The following is a 17,882-nucleotide window of genomic DNA, read 5'->3' as shown; positions in this document are numbered from 1 at the left end:
CCTTTACTCCTTTTCGATCTGCGCCGGCTTCAGGGTGCGCAGCACCCAGATCAGCAGGCCGATGATGAAGAACGCGCTCGGCGCCAGCAGGAACAGGCCGTTCGGCTGATACCAACCGCCGTTCTGCACCGTTTCCAGCACCGGGACGCCGAACAGCTTGCCGGAGCCAATAAGCTCGCGCAGGAAACCGACCAGCACCAGGATCACCCCGTAGCCCAGCCCGTTGCCGATGCCGTCCATAAAGCTCTCGATCGGCGGCGACTTCATGGCGTAAGCCTCGGCGCGCCCCATCACGATACAGTTGGTGATGATAAGGCCGACGAACACCGACAGCTGCTTGGAGATCTCGAACGCGTAGGCGCGCAACAGCTGATCGACCACGATCACCAGCGAGGCGATGATCGCCATCTGCACGATGATGCGCACGCTGTTGGGAATATGGTGACGGATCAGCGAGATGAAGAAGCTGGAGAACGCCGTGACCAGCGTCACCGCAATGGTCATCACCACCGCCGTCTCCAGCTTGGTGGTCACCGCCAACGCAGAACAAACGCCCAGCACCTGCAGGGCGATCGGGTTATTGTCGAACAGCGGCCCCAGCAGGACCCGCTTTATCTCTTTGGAATCAGCCATTTTTCAGCGCTCCTTCACGAACTTTTTTCAGGAACGGGCCGAAGCCGTGCTCGCCCAACCAGAAATCAAACGTATGCTGCACGCCGTTGGAGGTCAGCGTGGCGCCGGACAGGCCGTCCACCCCGTGCACATCCCCCTGACGCGCGCCGCCTTTCACCACGCGGATCGCCGGCTGGCCGTTGTCGTCGAACAGCTGTTTGCCGACCCACTGCTGGCGCCAGGACGGGTTCTCGACCTCGCCACCCAGCCCCGGGGTTTCCCCCTGGTCGTAGTAAGTGATGCCCTTGACCGTGTTGCCGTCGTTATCCAGCGCCACGAAGGCGTACATCATCGACCACAGGCCGGTGCCGTATACCGGCAGCACAATCTTGTTCACCTGGCCGCTTTCATCGCGCACCAGGTAGATTTCCGCCTGATTGCTGCGGCGCTTGATGCCGGCCGGATCGTCGCCCGCCGCCAGCGCCACGCTTTTGGCGTCGTCGCGCAGCGCGGCGCCCAGATCGAACGCCGCCGCCTTGCCGGCGACAAACTCGCCGCTGTTCAGATCCACCAGGCGCGGCTCGATGCGCTCGCTGTACAGGCGCTTGACCTGCTCGCTCTCCATTTTCGGCTGCAACAGGCCGGCTACGTCGAGAATATTGCGCTGCTTATCGAGCAGCTTTTGCTCCTGCTGTTTGGACTTCAGGCCGACGGCGGAGCCCGCCACCACCACTGAACACACCAGACACAGCAGCAGCACTACCAGCAGCGTTTTACCGATGCCGTCGTTTTTCGCTTCATTCGCCACGGGCTTTTCTCCGCTTGATGTTGGCCTGCACCACCAGATAATCGAACAGCGGTGCGAACAGGTTGGCGAACAGGATCGCCAGCATCATGCCTTCCGGATAGGCGGGGTTGACCACCCGGATCAGCACGCACATCACGCCGATCAGAATGCCGTACCACCATTTCCCCTTGTTGGTGAAGGAGGCGGAAACCGGGTCGGTCGCCATAAAGATCATGCCGAAGGCGAAACCGCCCAGCACCAGATGCCAGTACCACGGCATGGCGAACATCGGGTTGGTATCGGAACCGATGGCGTTGAACAACAGGGCGGAAGCCACCATGCCGAGCATTACGCCGGCGACGATGCGCCAGGAGGCCACGCGGCCGAACAGGATAATCGCCCCGCCGATCAGGATCATCAGCGTGGAGACTTCACCGATGGAGCCGGGAATGTTGCCGAGGAAGGCGTCCATCCAGCTGATGGACTGGCCGGTGGCCACGTTGCTCAAGCTGTGCGCCCCGCCTGCGCTCCACTGCGCCAGCGGCGTCGCGCCGGAGAAACCGTCCGCAGAGGTCCACACCAGATCGCCGGAGATCTGCGCCGGATAGGCGAAGAACAGGAAGGCGCGGCCGGCCAACGCCGGGTTGAGGAAGTTGCGCCCGGTGCCGCCGAATATCTCTTTGGCCACCACCACGCCGAAGGTGATGCCCAGCGCGGCCTGCCACAGCGGCAGGGTCGGCGGCACGATCAGCGCGAACAGGATAGAGGTGACGAAGAAGCCTTCGTTGACCTCATGCTTGCGGATAATGGCAAACAGCACTTCCCAGAAGCCGCCGACGACAAACACCACGGCGTAGATCGGCAGGAAGTAACAGGCGCCCAGCACCATCTTGCTGACCCAGCCGGCGTCGGCCGCCAGCGAGGCGCCGAGCCACTGCGCCAGGCGATAATGCCAGTCGCCCGCCAGCACCTGTTGCAGCTCGTCGCCGCTGTACAGATGGTGCAGCGCCGGGATTGCCTGCTGGCCGACGTTGTACATGCCCCAGAACATCGCCGGGAATACCGCCAGCCACACCAGGATCATCATACGTTTCAAATCGATGGCGTCGCGCACGTGCGAAGCGCCGCGCGTCACCGTGCCGGGGGTATAAAACACCGTGGTGGTCGCTTCATACAGCGGGTACCACTTTTCCAGTTTGCCGCCCGGCGTGAAGTGGTGCTCTATCTTCTCAAAATAATTCTTCAGGCCCATCGGTTATCCTTCCTGCTCAATCTTGGTCAGCACCTCGCGCAGCACCGGCGCGTACTCATACTTGCCGGGGCAAACGAAGGTGCACAGCGCCAGATCTTCCTCGTCCAGCTCCAGGCAGCCCAGCGCCTGCGCGCTGTCGCTGTCGCCCGCCAGCAGATCGCGCAGCAGCAGCGTCGGCAGAATATCCAGCGGCATCACCCGCTCGTAGTTGCCGATCGGCACCATGGCGCGCTCGCCGCCGTTAGTGGTAGTCGAGAAGGCGAACAGTTTGTTCTTCAGGAAGTGGCCCAGCGTGGTGCGGGTAATGGAGAACTTGTTCGGCGAAGGCACGATCCAACCGAACAGCTCTTTGTCGCGCCCTTCTTCCAGCACCGACACCTGCGAGTGGAAACGGCCAAGCCAGGCGTTCGGGCCGGCGGCGTGCATGCCGTTCAGCACCGAACCGGAGATCACCCGGTTCTCGCCGTCTTTCAGGCGGCCGGCGGTCAGCTCCTCGAGGCTGGCCCCCAGGCGGGTGCGCAGCAGCGCCGGCTGCGCCACCTGCGGCCCGGCCAGCGCCACGACCCGGCGGGTATCGAGCTTACCGGTGGTGAACAGCGTGCCGATGGCGATGACGTCCTGGTAGCCGATGTGCCAAACGGTTTTCTTCAGGCTGACCGGTTCCAGGAAGTGAATGTGCGTACCCACCAGCCCGGCGGGGTGCGGGCCGGCAAATTCGCTGTAGGCGATCTGCGGGCTGCTCTGCTGGCCAACGGAGGCACCGGCGGCGTGGCATACGTGTACCTTGCCCGTCGTCAGGCGCGCCAACACCAGCAGCCCGGCGTTGAACGCCGCCTGCTGTTCGGCGATGATCACCTGCGGATCGGCGGCCAGCGGCTGGGTATCCATCGCGGTGACGAAAATAGCGCGCGCTTCGCTGCCGGGGCTCGGCGTTTTGCTGAACGGACGGGTGCGCAGCGCGGTCCACAGGCCGCTGGCTATCAGTTCACTCTCGACCTGTTCGCGCGGCAGCTGGGCCAGCTCACCCAGCGGGTAATGCGCAAACTCGAGCTGATCGTCACCGCCGTTTTCCAGCGCAATCACCACCGATTGCAATACGCGCCGTTCGCCGCGGTTAATCGCGGCGATGCGGCCGCTGGCGGGAGCCGTGAAGAAAACCCCGGGGTTTTTCTTATCTTCGAACAACGCCTGGCCTTTCTTAACGGTATCGCCTTCCTGCACCAGCATGGAGGGACGCATTCCGACATACTCTTCCCCAAGCAGGGCGACATGCTGAATGTTCGGGCCGTCTTGGATCGCCTGAACCGGAGCCCCGGCTATCGGCAGATCTAACCCTTTTCTGATCTTAATCATAGGATTTATACGATGTAGTTTGGTTTACACGTCTGCCCGGCCCCAGAGGCGGGTGCTGACGATGCCAGGATTGCCGGGCAGTGCGCATGGCGGCACGCCCAACATGAACTTTCTCGCAGTGAAAAATCGGGGTAACGCGCATTCCCTTGATTCCCCCTTTCCGTTGTTTGCTCGACAGTCGATGTGTTAACGGCCTGTAGCCAAATAACCATCAAAACGGCCGGGTTATATGCCATAACCCCTGCCGCTTCAATCGCCACAGCGCGTTAAATTGAAGAGGGAATATTAACATTGTTCGCAACATTGTTCTGCGTTCCGTCGTGACTTGGGTCAAGCAAACGCAATTAAATTTCGCCTGTTTTTCACTACTTATCGTTAAAATCTGCCGGTCATTTCACTTTTATCGAGCTTTGTCGTTTTTTTATACATATCACGTATTGCTAAAAATAAACGCGCTGGTAATCTGGCGGTGTTTTGCAGCAGTAAAAACAATAATCAGTGGCATGCCGACCAACGTCATTGCGCCGGCAGATAAATATAAGCAGGAATAATAATGAGCAAAATCGCGCTGTTGTTTGCGATGCTTGTTTCTATGCCGATGATCACGGCCTGCAGCGCCAGCGAGCAGGTACCGGAAACGCCGGTAGTTAAACAGCAATTATTGGGTTCGCCGGTCTATATTCAGATCTTCAAAGAGGAACGCAAGCTGGAATTGTATGCCAAAATGGGCAATGAATTCCGCCTGGTCAACACGTTCCCGATCTGTAATTTCTCCGGTGGGCTGGGTCCTAAACGTCGTGAAGGCGACTTTAAAAGTCCGGAAGGCTTTTATAGCGTTGACGCGCGCCATCTGAAACCCGACAGCAAGTATTATCGGGCGATCAATATCGGTTTCCCTAATGATTACGATAAATCGCAGGGCTATTCCGGCGCTTATCTGATGATCCACGGCGAATGTAAATCGATCGGCTGTTACGCGATGACCAACACCTATATGGATGAAATCTATCGCTACGTCGAAGCCGCCTTCGCCTATGGCCAAAGCCGCGTCGACATCAGCATCTACCCGTTCCGCATGACCGAGCAAAACCTCAAGCGCCATGCGTCATCCAGCTATATCGCCTTCTGGCGCCAGCTGAAGCCGGGCTACGATTACTTCGCGAAGAACCACCAGCCGCCGATGATGACCGTGGACAACGGCCAGTACGTGCTGGGTCAACCGTTGATGAGCAGCGGCCAGATGACGCAGTACGCGTCAGCCAGCCCGACGCCCAACACCAACCCCTTCGCTCAGAACAAGCCGCTCACCGAAGTGAAATAACGCGAACTCGCCTGGCTCAATCTTGTGCCAGGTTTCGTTGGCGGTCAGCGGTTGGGTGGCGATCACCGTGACCACATCGTTCGGTGTGGTCTGCTGCTGAAAATCGATTTCCACATCCTGATCGAGCAGCGTCGCCTTGCCGAACGGCGCGCGGCGCGTGATCCAATACAGGTTGGTAGAGCAATAGGCCATCACGAAGCGCCCGTCCGACAACAGCATGTTGAATACCCCTTTCTTGCGCAGCTGGTTCGCCAACAGGCCGATGTAGCGGAAAACCGCCGGCCACTGGCTCGGGGTGCGCGGGTATTTCAGCGCCAGCTGATGCAACAGCCAGCAGAACGCGTATTCGCTGTCGGTCTGGCCGACCGGGCGAAACGTGCCGGTATCCAGCTGACGGTAGCCTTTCAATTGGCCGTTGTGCGCGTAGGTCCAGTTGCGGCCCCACAGTTCGCGGGTGAACGGGTGGGTGTTTTCCAGCGCCACTTCGCCGCGGTTGGCCTGGCGAATATGGGACACCACCGCACAGGACTTGATCGGGTAGTCCTGCACCAGGCGGGCGATCGGCGAGTTGAAGCTCGGCTGCGGATCCTTGAATGTGCGGCAGCCGTTCCCTTCATAGAAGGTAATGCCCCAGCCATCCTTATGCGGCCCGGTGCGGCCGCCGCGCTGTACCAGGCCGGTAAAGCTGAAGCAGATATCGGTCGGTACGTTTGCGCTCATCCCGAGCAGTTCACACATCGCCAGCACTCCTTAACCACACTGACACAGGCCGTGCGGGCGCAGCATGCGGCGCCCGCAGTCTTATTCTTGGGGAGCCGCAGCTCCCCGCAGGCTATCAAGCCTTAACCATCTCTTTTTCGATCAGCTGAATCAAGATGTGAATCGCTTTGATGTGGATTTCCTGAATGCGGTCGGCGTAGCCGAAGTGCGGCACGCGAATTTCCACATCGGCGGAACCCGCCATCTTGCCGCCGTCCTTGCCGGTCAGGGTGATCACTTTCATCCCCTTGGCGCGCGCCGCGTCGATGGCCTTGATGATGTTGCCGGAGTTGCCGGAGGTGGAAATGCCCAGCAGCACGTCGCCTTCGCGGCCTACCGCTTCCACATAGCGAGAGAAGACGTACTCATAGCCGAAGTCGTTGCTGACGCAGGACAGGTGGCTCACGTCCGAGATGGCAATCGCCGGGTAGCCCGGGCGGTTTTCACGGTAGCGGCCGGTCAGCTCTTCGGCGAAGTGCATCGCGTCGCAATGGGAACCGCCGTTGCCGCAGGAAATCACTTTACCGCCGGCTTTGAAGGAGTCCGCCAGCAGCACCGCCGCACGTTGGATGGCGTCGATGTTGGCGTCGTCATTGATAAATTTCGCCAGGGTATCAGCCGCTTCGTTCAGTTCACTGCGAATAAGGTCGTGGTACATGAGGAACCTCTTGTTATCGTCAAATCTTCCGCTCCGCAGTGTACCGGATCGCGGAAACAGCGAGAAGCATTCTCAGCCAAACAGCGCGCCGGTTAAGGAAGCGGAGAGGTTTTTGATGATTGGTGCTGTCAGTTTGTGACCTGAGTTGTAATTAAACTGTAAACGCATTGATAAAAATTCTGCCTTGTACTAAAACCTATTACATACACACAACAGGTCAGACCTCTTACTACTTCGGAGCTTCTTATGATGGTTCTTAGTATTGTCGTTTTACTGGCTCTCCTCGGCGTGGTGTTCTACCACCGAGTGAACCTTACCCTCAGCAGCCTGATCCTGGTGGCGTACACCGCCGCCATGGGCGCGATTGGCCTGTGGAGCTTCTGGCTGTTGCTGCCGCTGGCGATCGTGCTGCTGCCGCTGAACCTTTCCTCCCTGCGCCGTTCCCTGCTCTCCGCACCGGCGTTGCGCGCCTTCCGCAAGGTGATGCCGCCGATGTCCACCACCGAGAAGGAGGCGATCGACGCCGGCACCACCTGGTGGGAAGGCGATCTGTTCCGCGGCGCGCCGGACTGGAACAAGCTGCACAGCTACCCGAAACCGCGCCTGACGGAAGAAGAGCAGGCGTTTATCGACGGCCCGGTGGAAGAAGCCTGCCGCATGGCCAACGACTTCCAGATCACCCACGAACTGGCCGATCTGCCGCCTGAACTCTGGGCGTACCTGAAAGAACACCGTTTCTTCGCGATGATCATCAAGAAAGAGTACGGCGGTCTGGAATTCTCTCCTTATGCTCAGGCGATGGTGCTGCAAAAACTGGCCGGCGTTTCCGGTATCCTGGCGATCACCGTCGGCGTGCCGAACTCCCTCGGCCCGGGCGAACTGCTGCAGCACTACGGCACCGAAGAACAGAAAAACCACTATCTGCCGGGCCTGGCGCGCGGCGACGAGATCCCTTGCTTCGCGCTGACCAGCCCGGAAGCGGGCTCCGATGCCGGCGCCATTCCGGACGTCGGCACCGTGTGCATGGGCGACTGGCAGGGCAAACAGGTGCTGGGCATGCGCCTGACCTGGAACAAGCGCTACATCACGCTGGCGCCGGTCGCCACCGTACTGGGCCTGGCGTTCAAATTGCATGACCCGAACCGCCTGCTGAGCGACAACGAATCCCCGGGCATCACCTGTGCGCTGATCCCGACCAGCACGCCGGGCGTGGAAATCGGCAACCGCCACTTCCCGCTGAACGTGCCGTTCCAAAACGGCCCGACCCGCGGCACCGACGTGTTCGTCCCGATCGATTACATCATCGGCGGCCCGAAAATGGCCGGCCAGGGCTGGCGCATGCTGGTTGAGTGTCTGTCGGTCGGTCGCGGCATCACCCTGCCGTCCAACTCTACCGGCAGCCTGAAATCCATCGCCCTGGCGACCGGTGCCTACGCGCACATTCGCCGTCAGTTCAAGATCTCCATCGGCAAGATGGAAGGGATCGAAGAGCCGTTGGCGCGCATCGCCGGCAACACCTATGTGATGGACGCCGCCGCTTCGCTGATCACCTATGCGCTGGTGCAGGGCGAGAAGCCGGCCGTGCTGTCGGCCATCGTCAAATACCACTGTACGCACCGCGGCCAGCAGTCGATCGTTGACGCCATGGACATCGCCGGCGGTAAAGGCATCATGCTCGGCGAATCCAACTTCCTGGCTCGCGCCTATCAGGGCGCACCGATCGCCATCACGGTGGAAGGCGCGAACATCCTGACCCGCACCATGATGATCTTCGGTCAAGGCGCGATCCGCTGCCATCCTTATGTGCTGGATGAAATGGCGGCGGCGCAGAGCAACGATCTGAACGCCTTCGATAAATCGCTGTTCGGCCATCTGGGCCACGTTGGCAGCAACAAGGTACGCAGCTTCTGGCTGGGCCTGACCAACGGCCGCACCAGCGCCACGCCGACCAAGGACGCGACCCGTCGTTACTATCAGCAATTGAACCGCCTGAGCGCCAACCTGGCGTTGCTGTCGGACGTTTCCATGGGCGTGCTGGGCGGTAGCCTGAAGCGCCGCGAGCGTATCTCCGCTCGCCTGGGGGACATCCTCAGCCAGATGTATTTGGCTTCCGCCGTGCTGAAACGCTTTGACGACGAAGGCCGTCAGAAAGAAGATCTTCCGCTGGTGCATTGGGGCGTGCAAGACAGCCTGCATAAAGCCGAACAGGCGCTGGATGACCTGCTGCGTAACTTCCCGAACCGCTTTATCGCCGGCGCGATGCGCTTCGTGGTCTTCCCGCTCGGCCGTGTGCATACCGCACCGTCCGATCGTCTGGATCACCAGTTGGCCAAGATCCTGCAGGTACCTTCCGCCACCCGCAGCCGTCTGGGGCGCGGCCAGTACCTGACGCCGAGCGAACATAACCCAATCGGCCTGCTGGAAGCGGCGCTGGCCGACGTGATGGCCGCCGAGCCGATTCACGAACGTCTGTGCAAGGCGGCCGGCAAAAACCTGCCGTTCACCCGTCTGGATCGTTTGGCGGAACGCGCGCTGGAAGAAGGCAAGATCAGCGCCGACGAAGCGAAAATTCTGGTGAAAGCCGAAGAGAGCCGTCTGCGCTCCATCAACGTGGACGACTTTGCGCCGGATGCGCTGGCGGCCGCCAAGCCGGAAAAGCCGGCGGCGCAGTCTAAGCGCCAACAGCAGACCGAAGCGGCTTAACGCCAATTCAAGCTTCACGCATCCAAGGGGCGATCATCATCGCCCCTTTTTCTTTTCTTGCATCACGAACTGCGCATCGCGCCACAGGTTGGCGCAACGGCGGATTTCACGGGAAGGAAGTTCGAGTAGACTGCGCGGCGGGTGCTCTGGATCTTTCTGTCCGGAGCCTTGGCAAAGGAGAGAAAGAGAAAGGCCCCGAGTCGATATTATCAACCCGAGGCCACTCTGATGCCAAGCAACATCAGGTTAGCCTCTTACCCGCCGCAAGGCAAGGATAGGGAGGTCAAAAATGCAGCAAAAACGGGTCGTACTTAAACTGGTGATCGTCTGTATGACGCTGATCGCGTTCATCTGGCTAACCCGCGGTTCGCTGTGCGAACTGCGCATCAGGCTGGGAGACTCGGAGGTTGCGGCCACTTTGGCTTACGAATCCGAACGGTAAGGCAACCCAACGGCGGGGTTCGCCCCGCCCGTTGGCCGATGGTGTCAGGCAGGATCCACGAGCACCCGCCTTTTCAACCGCTGACCGTCAGTTTGTCGTAGCCGCGCAGGCGGTAATTCACCACCGACACCAACCAGCAGAAGATGAACACGGCGATCACCCAATAGCCCATCTCCCCCAGATGATCGTTGAGCCGCGCGACGGCGTCCCACAGCGGGCCGGACAGCGCCAGCTTGTCGGCGATAAGCCCGAGCGCTTCGATGCCGCCGATAAACACCGCGATGATCACCGACGCCGCCGTGATGGTCATGTTGTAGTACAGCTTGCGGATCGGTTTGGAGAACGCCCAACCGTAAGCGCCAATCATCACGAAGTTGTCGATGGAGTCGATCAGCGCCATCCCGGCGGCGAACAGCGCCGGGAACAGCATGATGCTCCACAGATTCATGCCATGGCCCGCACCGGCGGCCGAAATCCCCAGCAGCCCGACCTCGGTGGCGGTGTCGAAGCCCAGGCCAAACAAGAAACCCACCAGGTACATGTGCCAGCTCTGGTTCACCAGCCTGAACAGCGGGCGGAAACAGCGCGCCAGCACACCGCCGCCGCTCATCAGCAGATCCAGCGATTGATGCGCAGGCAGTTCGCCCGCCTTCACCTGCCGGAACGCTCGCCACACGGAGATCAGCACCAGCAGATTGATAAAGGCCACCGTCAGCAAAAACAACGAGGACACCAGCGTGCCGATCAGGCCGCCGGTTTCGTGAAACCAGCCCATCTGACGGCTGAACATCATCGCCGTCGCGGCAATCGCGGCCGAGGCCAGCACCACGATGGTCGAGTGGCCGAGCGAGAAGAAGGTACCGACCGCCACCGGCGTTTTGCCCTGCTGCATCAGCTTGCGGGTCACGTTGTCGATCGCGGCGATGTGATCGGCATCCACCGCATGGCGCAGACCAAAACTGTAGGCCAGTAAGGCGGTGCCCATCAGCGCGGCATTGTCTTTGAACACCGACAGCGCCAGCAGCCAGACGATGACGTTGACCGCCACCAGCCCCAACAACAGGGATACCGCCCGTCGCCGGGCCGCGCCATGCAATCCTTCGGAAACTACCGCCATACCCACACTCCTGTTTTATCGTTATGTTCAAATCAATGGATTAGCGCCGCGCCGCGATCACCGCCGGATTGGCGCTCAAAAACAGCCAGGACGCGATCACGAACGGCATGGTCAACGACGGCATGCCCAGCGGGGCCAGCAGGGTATTGAACGCGCCCTGCACCAGCACCGTAAAAATCACGCCGAGCAGCGTATAGATCAGCACTCGCCGGCCGGGTGGGTTGAAGACGGATCCCAGCGCCACCGCCGTCAGCACTGCGCTGAAGGCGTACAGCCCGGCGAAAACCGCCTGCGGATCGGCGCCGATCGCCAGCGATGTGGCCACCGCCAGCAACGCGCCGAAAAAACCCAGCAGCATCGCGCGCGGCGACGACACCGCCAGCCCGAGCAACAGCAGTACGCCACCGCTCACGCTGCTGCACAAAAAGACCTGAGAAACGCCATGCAGCGCGCCGCTCAGCATCTCTGCGACGCCGGGATGCGCGTAGAACACCGCCCCGTCGGCCGGGATGGCCGCCGCCGGCAACCGTACATGCCGCAGATGGCTGAACGGGTAGCTGGCCAACAGCACCGTCCAGGTGGTCAGCACGAAAGGCGCCGTCAGCGCCGCGATCTTCCAGGTGCGCAACAGCCGATTGAGGCCAACGGTGACGATCACCGAGATCGTGCTGCTGAACATCACGCCGATCCACAGCCAGGCCGAGGGCAGTAAAAAGGTCGGCAGCGCGGCGCCGACCAGGCAGCCGTTGTAGCCATACAGCCCAGAGCGCAACGCCGTGCGATCGTCCACCAGCCACGCCGCGCTCAGCGTCGCCGACGCGGTGCCCAGCAGACAGCCGAAGGCCACCTGCGGCAACCCTTCCTCATAGGCGCCCACGAAAATGGCGATAAAAAACAGTAATCCGGTCAACGGGTTATTTTGAAACATCACCTGCGAACAGCCGCGCAGCACCGCATCCGCCGCCGCCGCTATCCGGCTGTGGGCACACAGACCGCCCCAACTCCACCTTGTCGTCATGACCGCTTCCCGCTGCAGATTAGCGCCAGATAAAGGGCTCCGGCAGCGTCACGCCCAGGATCTCTTCCCGGGCGACGCGCCAGAAAACGCGAATGGCCGCCTTCACCTGGCGCGCCTCTTTGCCCAGGGCCTTAAAGATCAGCCCACACTCGTTGGGCAACCGGCTGACGCCGCTGGCGATCCCCTCAACCTCGTCATAATGGGGCGCGATGCGATCGAGGATCCGCTGATGGTGCTCGGGCGGCGTCAGCAGGATCACATTGCCGAACACGTCGAACGGCCCCATCACGCCGACCCCGTTCAGCGGGTGTTTATGCGGCTCCAGCACATAGCGTTCGACAAACAGCGTCTTGCCCTCGGGGCGGCAGGCACTGATGCGCGAGGAGTACACGTCGAATCTGAACCCGCGATCCGCCTGATGGTGTTTGCGCCCCGACATCAGGATCTCGCCGTAGAGCAGCGTCGCCGTCGGGTGTAGCGTAATGCGGGTATCGGTAATGAAGCGCGAACCGCAGTGGGGGATCACCGGATCGGGCATCATCTCCAGATAGCTGCCCTCTTCGAGCGTCAGCGTCTGCATCTGCGCCGCGTAATTATTTTCCATGGCGTGGATCTTGGTCGCCGACTGGGTGGTGACATGCCCGCAGGCCTGGGGAGCGACCTGCACCTCGAGCGTCAGGCGATCGCCCTGCAAGATGCATCCCGAGGTGGAGATGACGAACACGCACGGCATCTGCGGCAGCGCTTCATCCCAATACAGCGCCCGCTGCACCAGAAACGGTACGCGCCGCTCCATCTGCCGCAGCACGCTGCGATGCCCGCTTAGCGCAAACCCCAGCCGCAGATAGCCGGTTTTGCCCACGCCGCCGCTGGCCATTTGCGGCGGCTCATCCTGATAATCGGCCAGCTCCGGCGCATCGGCGCCAAGCTGCGCGACGCGCCTCGCGGCTTCGCTGACCGCCGTCATACCGCCGCCGACGGCGCATGGGTGAACAGGAAATCACGCATGATCATGTCCACCAGCTCGTCGATGCCTTCGCCGGTTTTGCAGTTGGTGAGAATATAAGGCCGCTCGCCGCGCACCACGCGGGTGTCGTGTTCCATCACCGCCAGGCTGGCGCCGACATAGGGGGCCAGATCGATTTTGTTGATCACCAGGATGTCGGCCTGCACCAGGCCCGGCCCGTTTTTACGCGGGATCTTTTCCCCTTCGGCGACGTCGATGACATAGATGTAAAAGTCCGCCAGCGCCGGGCTGAAGGTCAGCGTCAGATTATCGCCGCCGCTCTCGATCATCACCACGTCGCTTTCCGGAAAGCGGGCCTCCATCTCCTCTACCGCCGCGATATTCATGCTCGGATCCTCCCGCACGGCGGTATGCGGGCAAGCGCCGGTTTCCACGCCCAGAATTTTCTCCTCGTCCAGGATCCCCTTGAGCGTGCGCTTGACCTGTTTGGCGTCTTCGGTGGTGACGATGTCGTTGGTGATGATCAGCGGGCTGATGCCCCGCTCGATCAAGCGCGGCGTGATGACTTCAATGATCGCGGTCTTGCCCGAGCCTACCGGGCCGCCGATACCGATGCGGGTAATTTTTTTCACTCTGCTCGTTCCTTATTATCAGTTGCTGAACAGTCGGGTAAATGCGCCGACGTGCAGTGCGGCCAGGACATCGGTCACCGGCGCGTAAGAGGCCATTTGTTCAACGCCGCCGCGTTCGGCTTCGTCACAAAAAACGTCGATGTCCCGGTTGAGTTGAAACAGGATGCGTTGGGTGTCGATATGGGTGACGCGCATCAGGCGCATGGCGGCGCTGAGAATGGTCATCGCCACGCCGTACTGATGCATCACCGCCACCTCGCGCGGGCCGGCGCCCAGCGCCGTCATCACCACCGCCTGCGTCACCGGATAGGTGCCGGCGGCGCGGCCGGTTTTGATCTGCTCAAGCCACCAGACCACCTGAGGTTCGTCGCAGATGGCCGCCGCCATTTCCGCCAGCTTTTTTCCCATCCGCACCACCATGTTGCGGCCCTCTTCGTTCAGCTTGCGGTTGAACAGTGCCCAGTCGTGGCCCATCGCCGCCTCGCGATCGCCGGCCTGCAGCGCCCGGCAGGCCGCCGTCACCGCTCGGCCGTCGCCGCCCGCCGCCTGTTGCAAGGCGGTGCGGGTGAACGACTGCAGCGTGTCGGCATCGCGCACGATGCCGGCCTGGATCGCCGACTCGACGCCGTTGGAAAAGGCGAACGCCCCCACCGGCAGCACCGAGTCGGCAAACTGCAGAATGCGAATCAACTGGACGGCGTTCATTTCAGTTTGATCACATGCTGGCCGAGGAAGGGGCTGTCGACATGCACATGGGTGGCGGAATCCTCCGCGCCACCGAACAGCAAGCGCGCTTCGGGCTGGGTCAAATGCGGCAAAATGCTTTCGCCCTTCACGAACGAATAAGGCAACGCGTGGAAACCGTGGGTTTTCATCACCGAATCCATCACCTTGGTCGCCACCGTCAGCGGAATAAAGATGCGATTCCCTTTGATGACCGATTTCCAGTGCTGATTGCCCAGCGCATGCCCCAGTTCGAACGCAGTCTTCAGCACCGTCGCCATATCGGTCGCCAGCAACGACTCAAGATGGATGACCATCACGTCGCGCAGGTTCATCTGCACCACCACCGCGCTGCGGTTCGCTTCGTCCCAAAGCAACACGTCGCCGTCGGCCAGCACCTGATGACGATCGAGGGAGATGCCAAGATCCTGGCCGTCGCGAGTCGTCTTGCGGCAGCGGCTTTTCTGCGCCTCCCACTGCGAAAGCGCCAGCACGTCCAGCGAGGCGTGTTGCAAGCGTTCGCGCCAGTCGGCATCCCGTTTGATATTGCCGAGTATCTTTTCAATCACGATCATGGGCGGCGGTTCCTAGCTGAAGAAGTAGCGTTGATTAAGCACGGCGGTGGAGATGGGCTTCACCGTGGCGTGTTCGCCGTTGACCTTGACCGCGAAGGTTTCGGGATCCACCTCGATGTTCGGCGTTTCCGCATTGCGCACCATGTCCTGCTTGGAGATCGCCCGGCAGTTATGCACTGCCATCACCTGCCGCTCCAGCCCCAGTTTCTCTTTGATGCCGTCGTGCAACGCGGCGCCGGAGACGAAGGTGACGCAGGTTTCCTGCAGCGATTTGCCCATGGCGCCGAACATCGGGCGGTAGAACGTGGGCTGCGGCGTCGGCAACGACGCGTTGGGATCGCCCATCACCGCCCAGTTGATCATCCCCCCCTTGATCACCAGCTTCGGCTTGGCGCCGAAGAAGCGCGGCTCCCACAGCACCAGATCGGCCATCTTGCCGACCTCGACCGAACCCAGCACGTGGCTGATGCCCTGCGCAATCGCCGGATTGATGGTGATCTTCGCCACGTAGCGCAACACGCGGAAGTTGTCGTGCTCCGCCGCGTCTTCCGGCAGCTTGCCGCGCGCGACTTTCATCGCATGTGCCGTCTGCATCACCCGCAACCAGTTTTCGCCGACCCGCCCCATCGCCTGGGAATCGCTGGAAAACATCGACAGCACGCCCATGTCGTGCAGCACGTTTTCCGCCGCGATGGTTTCCGGCCGCACCCGGCTTTCAGAGAACGCCACGTCGGCCGGCACATTGGGATTGAGGTTGTGGCACACCATGATCATGTCGAACAATTCGGCCTGGCTGTTGATGCCGAACGGCAGCGTGGGGTTGGTGGAGCTCGGCAACACGTTCATCTGCGCGGCAACCTTGATGATATCCGGCGAGTGCCCGCCGCCGGCGCCTTCGGTGTGGAAGGTGTGGATGGTGCGCCCTTCAAAGGCGTCGATGGTGTCCTCGACGTAGCCGCCTTCATTCAGGCTGTCGGTGTGCACCGCCACCTGAATATCCATGTCGTCGGCCACGCGCAACGCGTGGCGCAGCGCGGAGTTGGTGGCGCCCCAGTCCTCATGCACTTTCAGCCCCGCCACGCCGGCGGCGATTTGTTCGACCAGCGGCGCAGCGTGCGAAGCGTGCCCCTTGCCGAGCATCCCCACGTTGACCGGCATAGTCTCGAAGGCGCGCAGCATGCGGTGGATATGCCAGGGCCCGGCGGTCACGGTGGTGCCGTTGGAGCCGTCGGTCGGCCCGACGCCACCGCCGAAGAACGTCGTCACGCCGTTGGAAAGCGCATGCGCCGCCTGCTGCGGCGAAATGAAGTGGATATGCGTATCGATGCCGGCGGCGGTCAGGATCAGGTGCTCGCCCGAGATAGCGTCGGTGCTGACGCCCACCACCATCCCGGGCGTGACGCCGTTCATCATCGCCGGGTTGCCGCTTTTGCCGATGCCGGCGATCAGGCCGTTTTTGATGCCGACGTCCGCCTTGATCACCCCTTGCCGGGCGTCCAAAATCGTTACGTTGGTAATCACCAGATCCAGCACGTTATCGCTGGTTAATCGGTTGTCGGCGCCCATGCCGTCACGCAGCGACTTGCCGCCGCCGTAGACCGATTCCTCGCCGTAGCCGCGCAGGTCTTTCTCTATTTCAATAAACAGTTGCGTATCGCCCAAACGAATTTTATCGCCGGTGGTTGGGCCGAACAGCCCGGCATATTCTTGCCTGGAGAGAGTTGGCATGCGTTATTCCTCGCTCGTTTTCGTCGGCGCCTGATCGAGGTTTTTATAACCCAGCTCAATAGCTCGCTTTACATCTATCGTTTTCTTTACTCTTTCACCGGCCGCAACCGGGCTGTCCCCCGCCCAACCGTCCACCAGATTATTAAATCCGTAGACCGTTTGTTTGCCGCCGATGGCAATAATCGCCACCTCAATCTCGTCACCGGGTTCAAAACGGATCGCCGTCGTGGCAGTGATATTCAAACGCTTGCCAAAGGCGGCAGCGCGATCGAATTGCAAGGCTTTGTTGGCCTCAAAGAAATGAAAATGCGAACCGACCTGAATAGGTCTGTCGCCGGTGTTACGCACCGTTAAAATAAGGCTTTCGCGATCTTCATTGAAGGTAATGGGGGTTTCGGACAGGATATAGCCGCCGGGCGGCACGTGCTTTTCTGGGTCATGCTTTTTCATCGAAATACCTGTGCTGATAAGGTTTATCCGTGGCAATCAGGAACGCAAACCGCACTTACTGAATCGGATCGTGCACCGTCACCAGGCGGCTGCCGTCGCTGAATATCGCTTCGACCTGCACGTGCGGGATCAGCTCCGCCACGCCGTCCATCACGTCATCGCGGCTCAATACCTGCCGCGTGTCGTTCATGACTTCTTCCAGCGTTTTTCCCTCGCGGGCGCCTTCCAGCGCTGCGGTGGTAATAATCGCCACCGCCTCGGGGTAATTCAGCTTTATCCCTCTGGACTTTCGCTTTAATGCGACGTCGGCCAGGGTATAGACCATCAACTTTTCAATTTCTCTTGGCGTTAATTGCATGGGGCACTCCGATCTCGATAGGAATAATCAGACAAAACGAGGCCAAAGGTGATTAATAGTTAATAACCTTGCGTTATTTATTTGCGTTTATCTGACCCTCGAACAATCTAGGAGGTAATATTGAGATGATCAACCCACAACTTTATTCACGTTAGAGCATGAATTATCCCACGCCATAAAAAAGTAACGGTGACATGATAGTTTTTATCGATAAAATTTCTTTTTTTCTCTTTCTGTTTCCACAATAAAACGATCAAAAAAAGCACAGCCCACCCTGCTTTGTTTTCACCACCTCAATAAAACCCAGAAAAATACCCTCCTCAGGCACCAAACCACCAATATTAAAGACATGTAACCAACGGTCAGAAAATATAATTAAATTTACAAATAGGGCACGAACAAAAATACATTTTTAGTTAAAAACAAT

The 17,882-nt window shown here is 60.3% G+C and carries 18 protein-coding genes; 3 read left to right on the top strand and 15 right to left on the bottom strand.

Annotation, left to right across the window (positions count from 1 at the left end; genetic code table 11):
* Positions 1–3 precede the first annotated feature (3 nt).
* The 4 genes from V8N38_RS04195 to V8N38_RS04180 are packed head-to-tail and all read right to left on the bottom strand — an operon-like array spanning position 4 to position 4,004.
* Positions 4–633: an NADH:ubiquinone reductase (Na(+)-transporting) subunit D gene (locus V8N38_RS04195; protein ID WP_004930232.1), complete on the bottom strand. Its 630-nt coding sequence runs from the start codon at positions 631–633 to the stop codon at positions 4–6.
* Positions 626–1,420, bottom strand: coding sequence for a Na(+)-translocating NADH-quinone reductase subunit C (locus V8N38_RS04190; protein ID WP_015376731.1), 795 nt, complete (start codon positions 1,418–1,420; stop codon positions 626–628). The genes V8N38_RS04195 and V8N38_RS04190 overlap by 8 nt, the downstream gene beginning before the upstream one ends.
* Positions 1,410–2,651: an NADH:ubiquinone reductase (Na(+)-transporting) subunit B gene (locus tag V8N38_RS04185; RefSeq protein WP_033649926.1), complete on the bottom strand. Its 1,242-nt coding sequence runs from the start codon at positions 2,649–2,651 to the stop codon at positions 1,410–1,412. Before V8N38_RS04185 ends, V8N38_RS04190 begins: the two co-directional genes overlap by 11 nt.
* Before the next feature lie 3 nt (positions 2,652–2,654).
* Positions 2,655–4,004 (bottom strand): Na(+)-translocating NADH-quinone reductase subunit A, encoded by a 1,350-nt coding sequence (locus V8N38_RS04180; RefSeq protein WP_060425296.1) that lies wholly within the window; start codon positions 4,002–4,004, stop codon positions 2,655–2,657.
* A 553-nt stretch (positions 4,005–4,557) separates the two neighbouring features.
* Here V8N38_RS04180 and dpaA point away from each other — a divergent pair.
* Positions 4,558–5,325, top strand: coding sequence for a peptidoglycan meso-diaminopimelic acid protein amidase (gene dpaA, locus V8N38_RS04175; protein WP_060425295.1), 768 nt, complete (start codon positions 4,558–4,560; stop codon positions 5,323–5,325).
* Here the strand turns inward: dpaA and V8N38_RS04170 are convergent.
* Together V8N38_RS04170 and lpcA are read right to left on the bottom strand one after the other, a co-directional pair.
* A complete protein-coding gene (locus V8N38_RS04170) occupies positions 5,260–6,063 on the bottom strand; it encodes a class II glutamine amidotransferase (protein WP_147839359.1) in 804 nt (267 codons plus the stop codon). The two genes, dpaA and V8N38_RS04170, sit on opposite strands and share 66 nt — an antisense overlap.
* 97 nt (positions 6,064–6,160) lie before the next feature.
* Positions 6,161–6,742, bottom strand: a complete 582-nt coding sequence (gene lpcA, locus V8N38_RS04165; protein ID WP_004930220.1) for a D-sedoheptulose 7-phosphate isomerase — start codon at positions 6,740–6,742, stop codon at positions 6,161–6,163.
* 246 nt (positions 6,743–6,988) lie between these two features.
* Between lpcA and fadE the strand changes: the two genes are divergently transcribed.
* Complete coding sequence (gene fadE, locus V8N38_RS04160) at positions 6,989–9,445, top strand: acyl-CoA dehydrogenase FadE (RefSeq protein ID WP_126179863.1); 2,457 nt, start codon at positions 6,989–6,991, stop codon at positions 9,443–9,445.
* 289 nt (positions 9,446–9,734) lie between these two features.
* Complete coding sequence (locus V8N38_RS04155) at positions 9,735–9,887, top strand: Hok/Gef family protein (RefSeq protein WP_004930217.1); 153 nt, start codon at positions 9,735–9,737, stop codon at positions 9,885–9,887.
* Between the two features lie 73 nt (positions 9,888–9,960).
* Here the strand turns inward: V8N38_RS04155 and V8N38_RS04150 are convergent, their stop codons facing one another.
* Genes V8N38_RS04150 through V8N38_RS04110 form a run of 9 tightly spaced genes read right to left on the bottom strand, consistent with a single transcriptional unit; the run spans position 9,961 to position 17,455 of the window.
* Complete coding sequence (locus V8N38_RS04150) at positions 9,961–11,004, bottom strand: HoxN/HupN/NixA family nickel/cobalt transporter (RefSeq protein ID WP_147839358.1); 1,044 nt, start codon at positions 11,002–11,004, stop codon at positions 9,961–9,963.
* Positions 11,005–11,044: 40 nt separating this feature from the next.
* Positions 11,045–12,022, bottom strand: a complete 978-nt coding sequence (gene yut / locus V8N38_RS04145; protein WP_100397109.1) for an urea transporter — start codon at positions 12,020–12,022, stop codon at positions 11,045–11,047.
* A gap of 19 nt (positions 12,023–12,041) precedes the next feature.
* A complete protein-coding gene (locus V8N38_RS04140; protein ID WP_049202286.1) occupies positions 12,042–12,989 on the bottom strand; it encodes an urease accessory protein UreD in 948 nt (315 codons plus the stop codon).
* On the bottom strand, positions 12,986–13,621 hold the full coding sequence (gene ureG, locus V8N38_RS04135) for an urease accessory protein UreG (RefSeq protein ID WP_019454316.1): 636 nt from the start codon (positions 13,619–13,621) through the stop codon (positions 12,986–12,988). Before ureG ends, V8N38_RS04140 begins: the two co-directional genes overlap by 4 nt.
* A gap of 18 nt (positions 13,622–13,639) precedes the next feature.
* A complete protein-coding gene (locus V8N38_RS04130; protein ID WP_049202285.1) occupies positions 13,640–14,326 on the bottom strand; it encodes an urease accessory protein UreF in 687 nt (228 codons plus the stop codon).
* Positions 14,323–14,919: an urease accessory protein UreE gene (ureE, locus tag V8N38_RS04125; RefSeq protein WP_047572557.1), complete on the bottom strand. Its 597-nt coding sequence runs from the start codon at positions 14,917–14,919 to the stop codon at positions 14,323–14,325. Before ureE ends, V8N38_RS04130 begins: the two co-directional genes overlap by 4 nt.
* 12 nt (positions 14,920–14,931) lie before the next feature.
* A complete protein-coding gene (locus V8N38_RS04120) occupies positions 14,932–16,647 on the bottom strand; it encodes an urease subunit alpha (protein ID WP_060440636.1) in 1,716 nt (571 codons plus the stop codon).
* A gap of 3 nt (positions 16,648–16,650) precedes the next feature.
* Positions 16,651–17,097, bottom strand: coding sequence for an urease subunit beta (locus V8N38_RS04115; protein ID WP_147839357.1), 447 nt, complete (start codon positions 17,095–17,097; stop codon positions 16,651–16,653).
* Positions 17,098–17,152: 55 nt separating this feature from the next.
* Positions 17,153–17,455, bottom strand: a complete 303-nt coding sequence (locus V8N38_RS04110; protein WP_100397111.1) for an urease subunit gamma — start codon at positions 17,453–17,455, stop codon at positions 17,153–17,155.
* Positions 17,456–17,882 lie beyond the last annotated feature (427 nt).

This window comes from Serratia nevei (genome assembly GCF_037948395.1).
GTDB classification, from domain to species: domain Bacteria; phylum Pseudomonadota; class Gammaproteobacteria; order Enterobacterales; family Enterobacteriaceae; genus Serratia; species Serratia nevei.
This window is presented reverse-complemented; position numbering and strand designations above follow the sequence as displayed.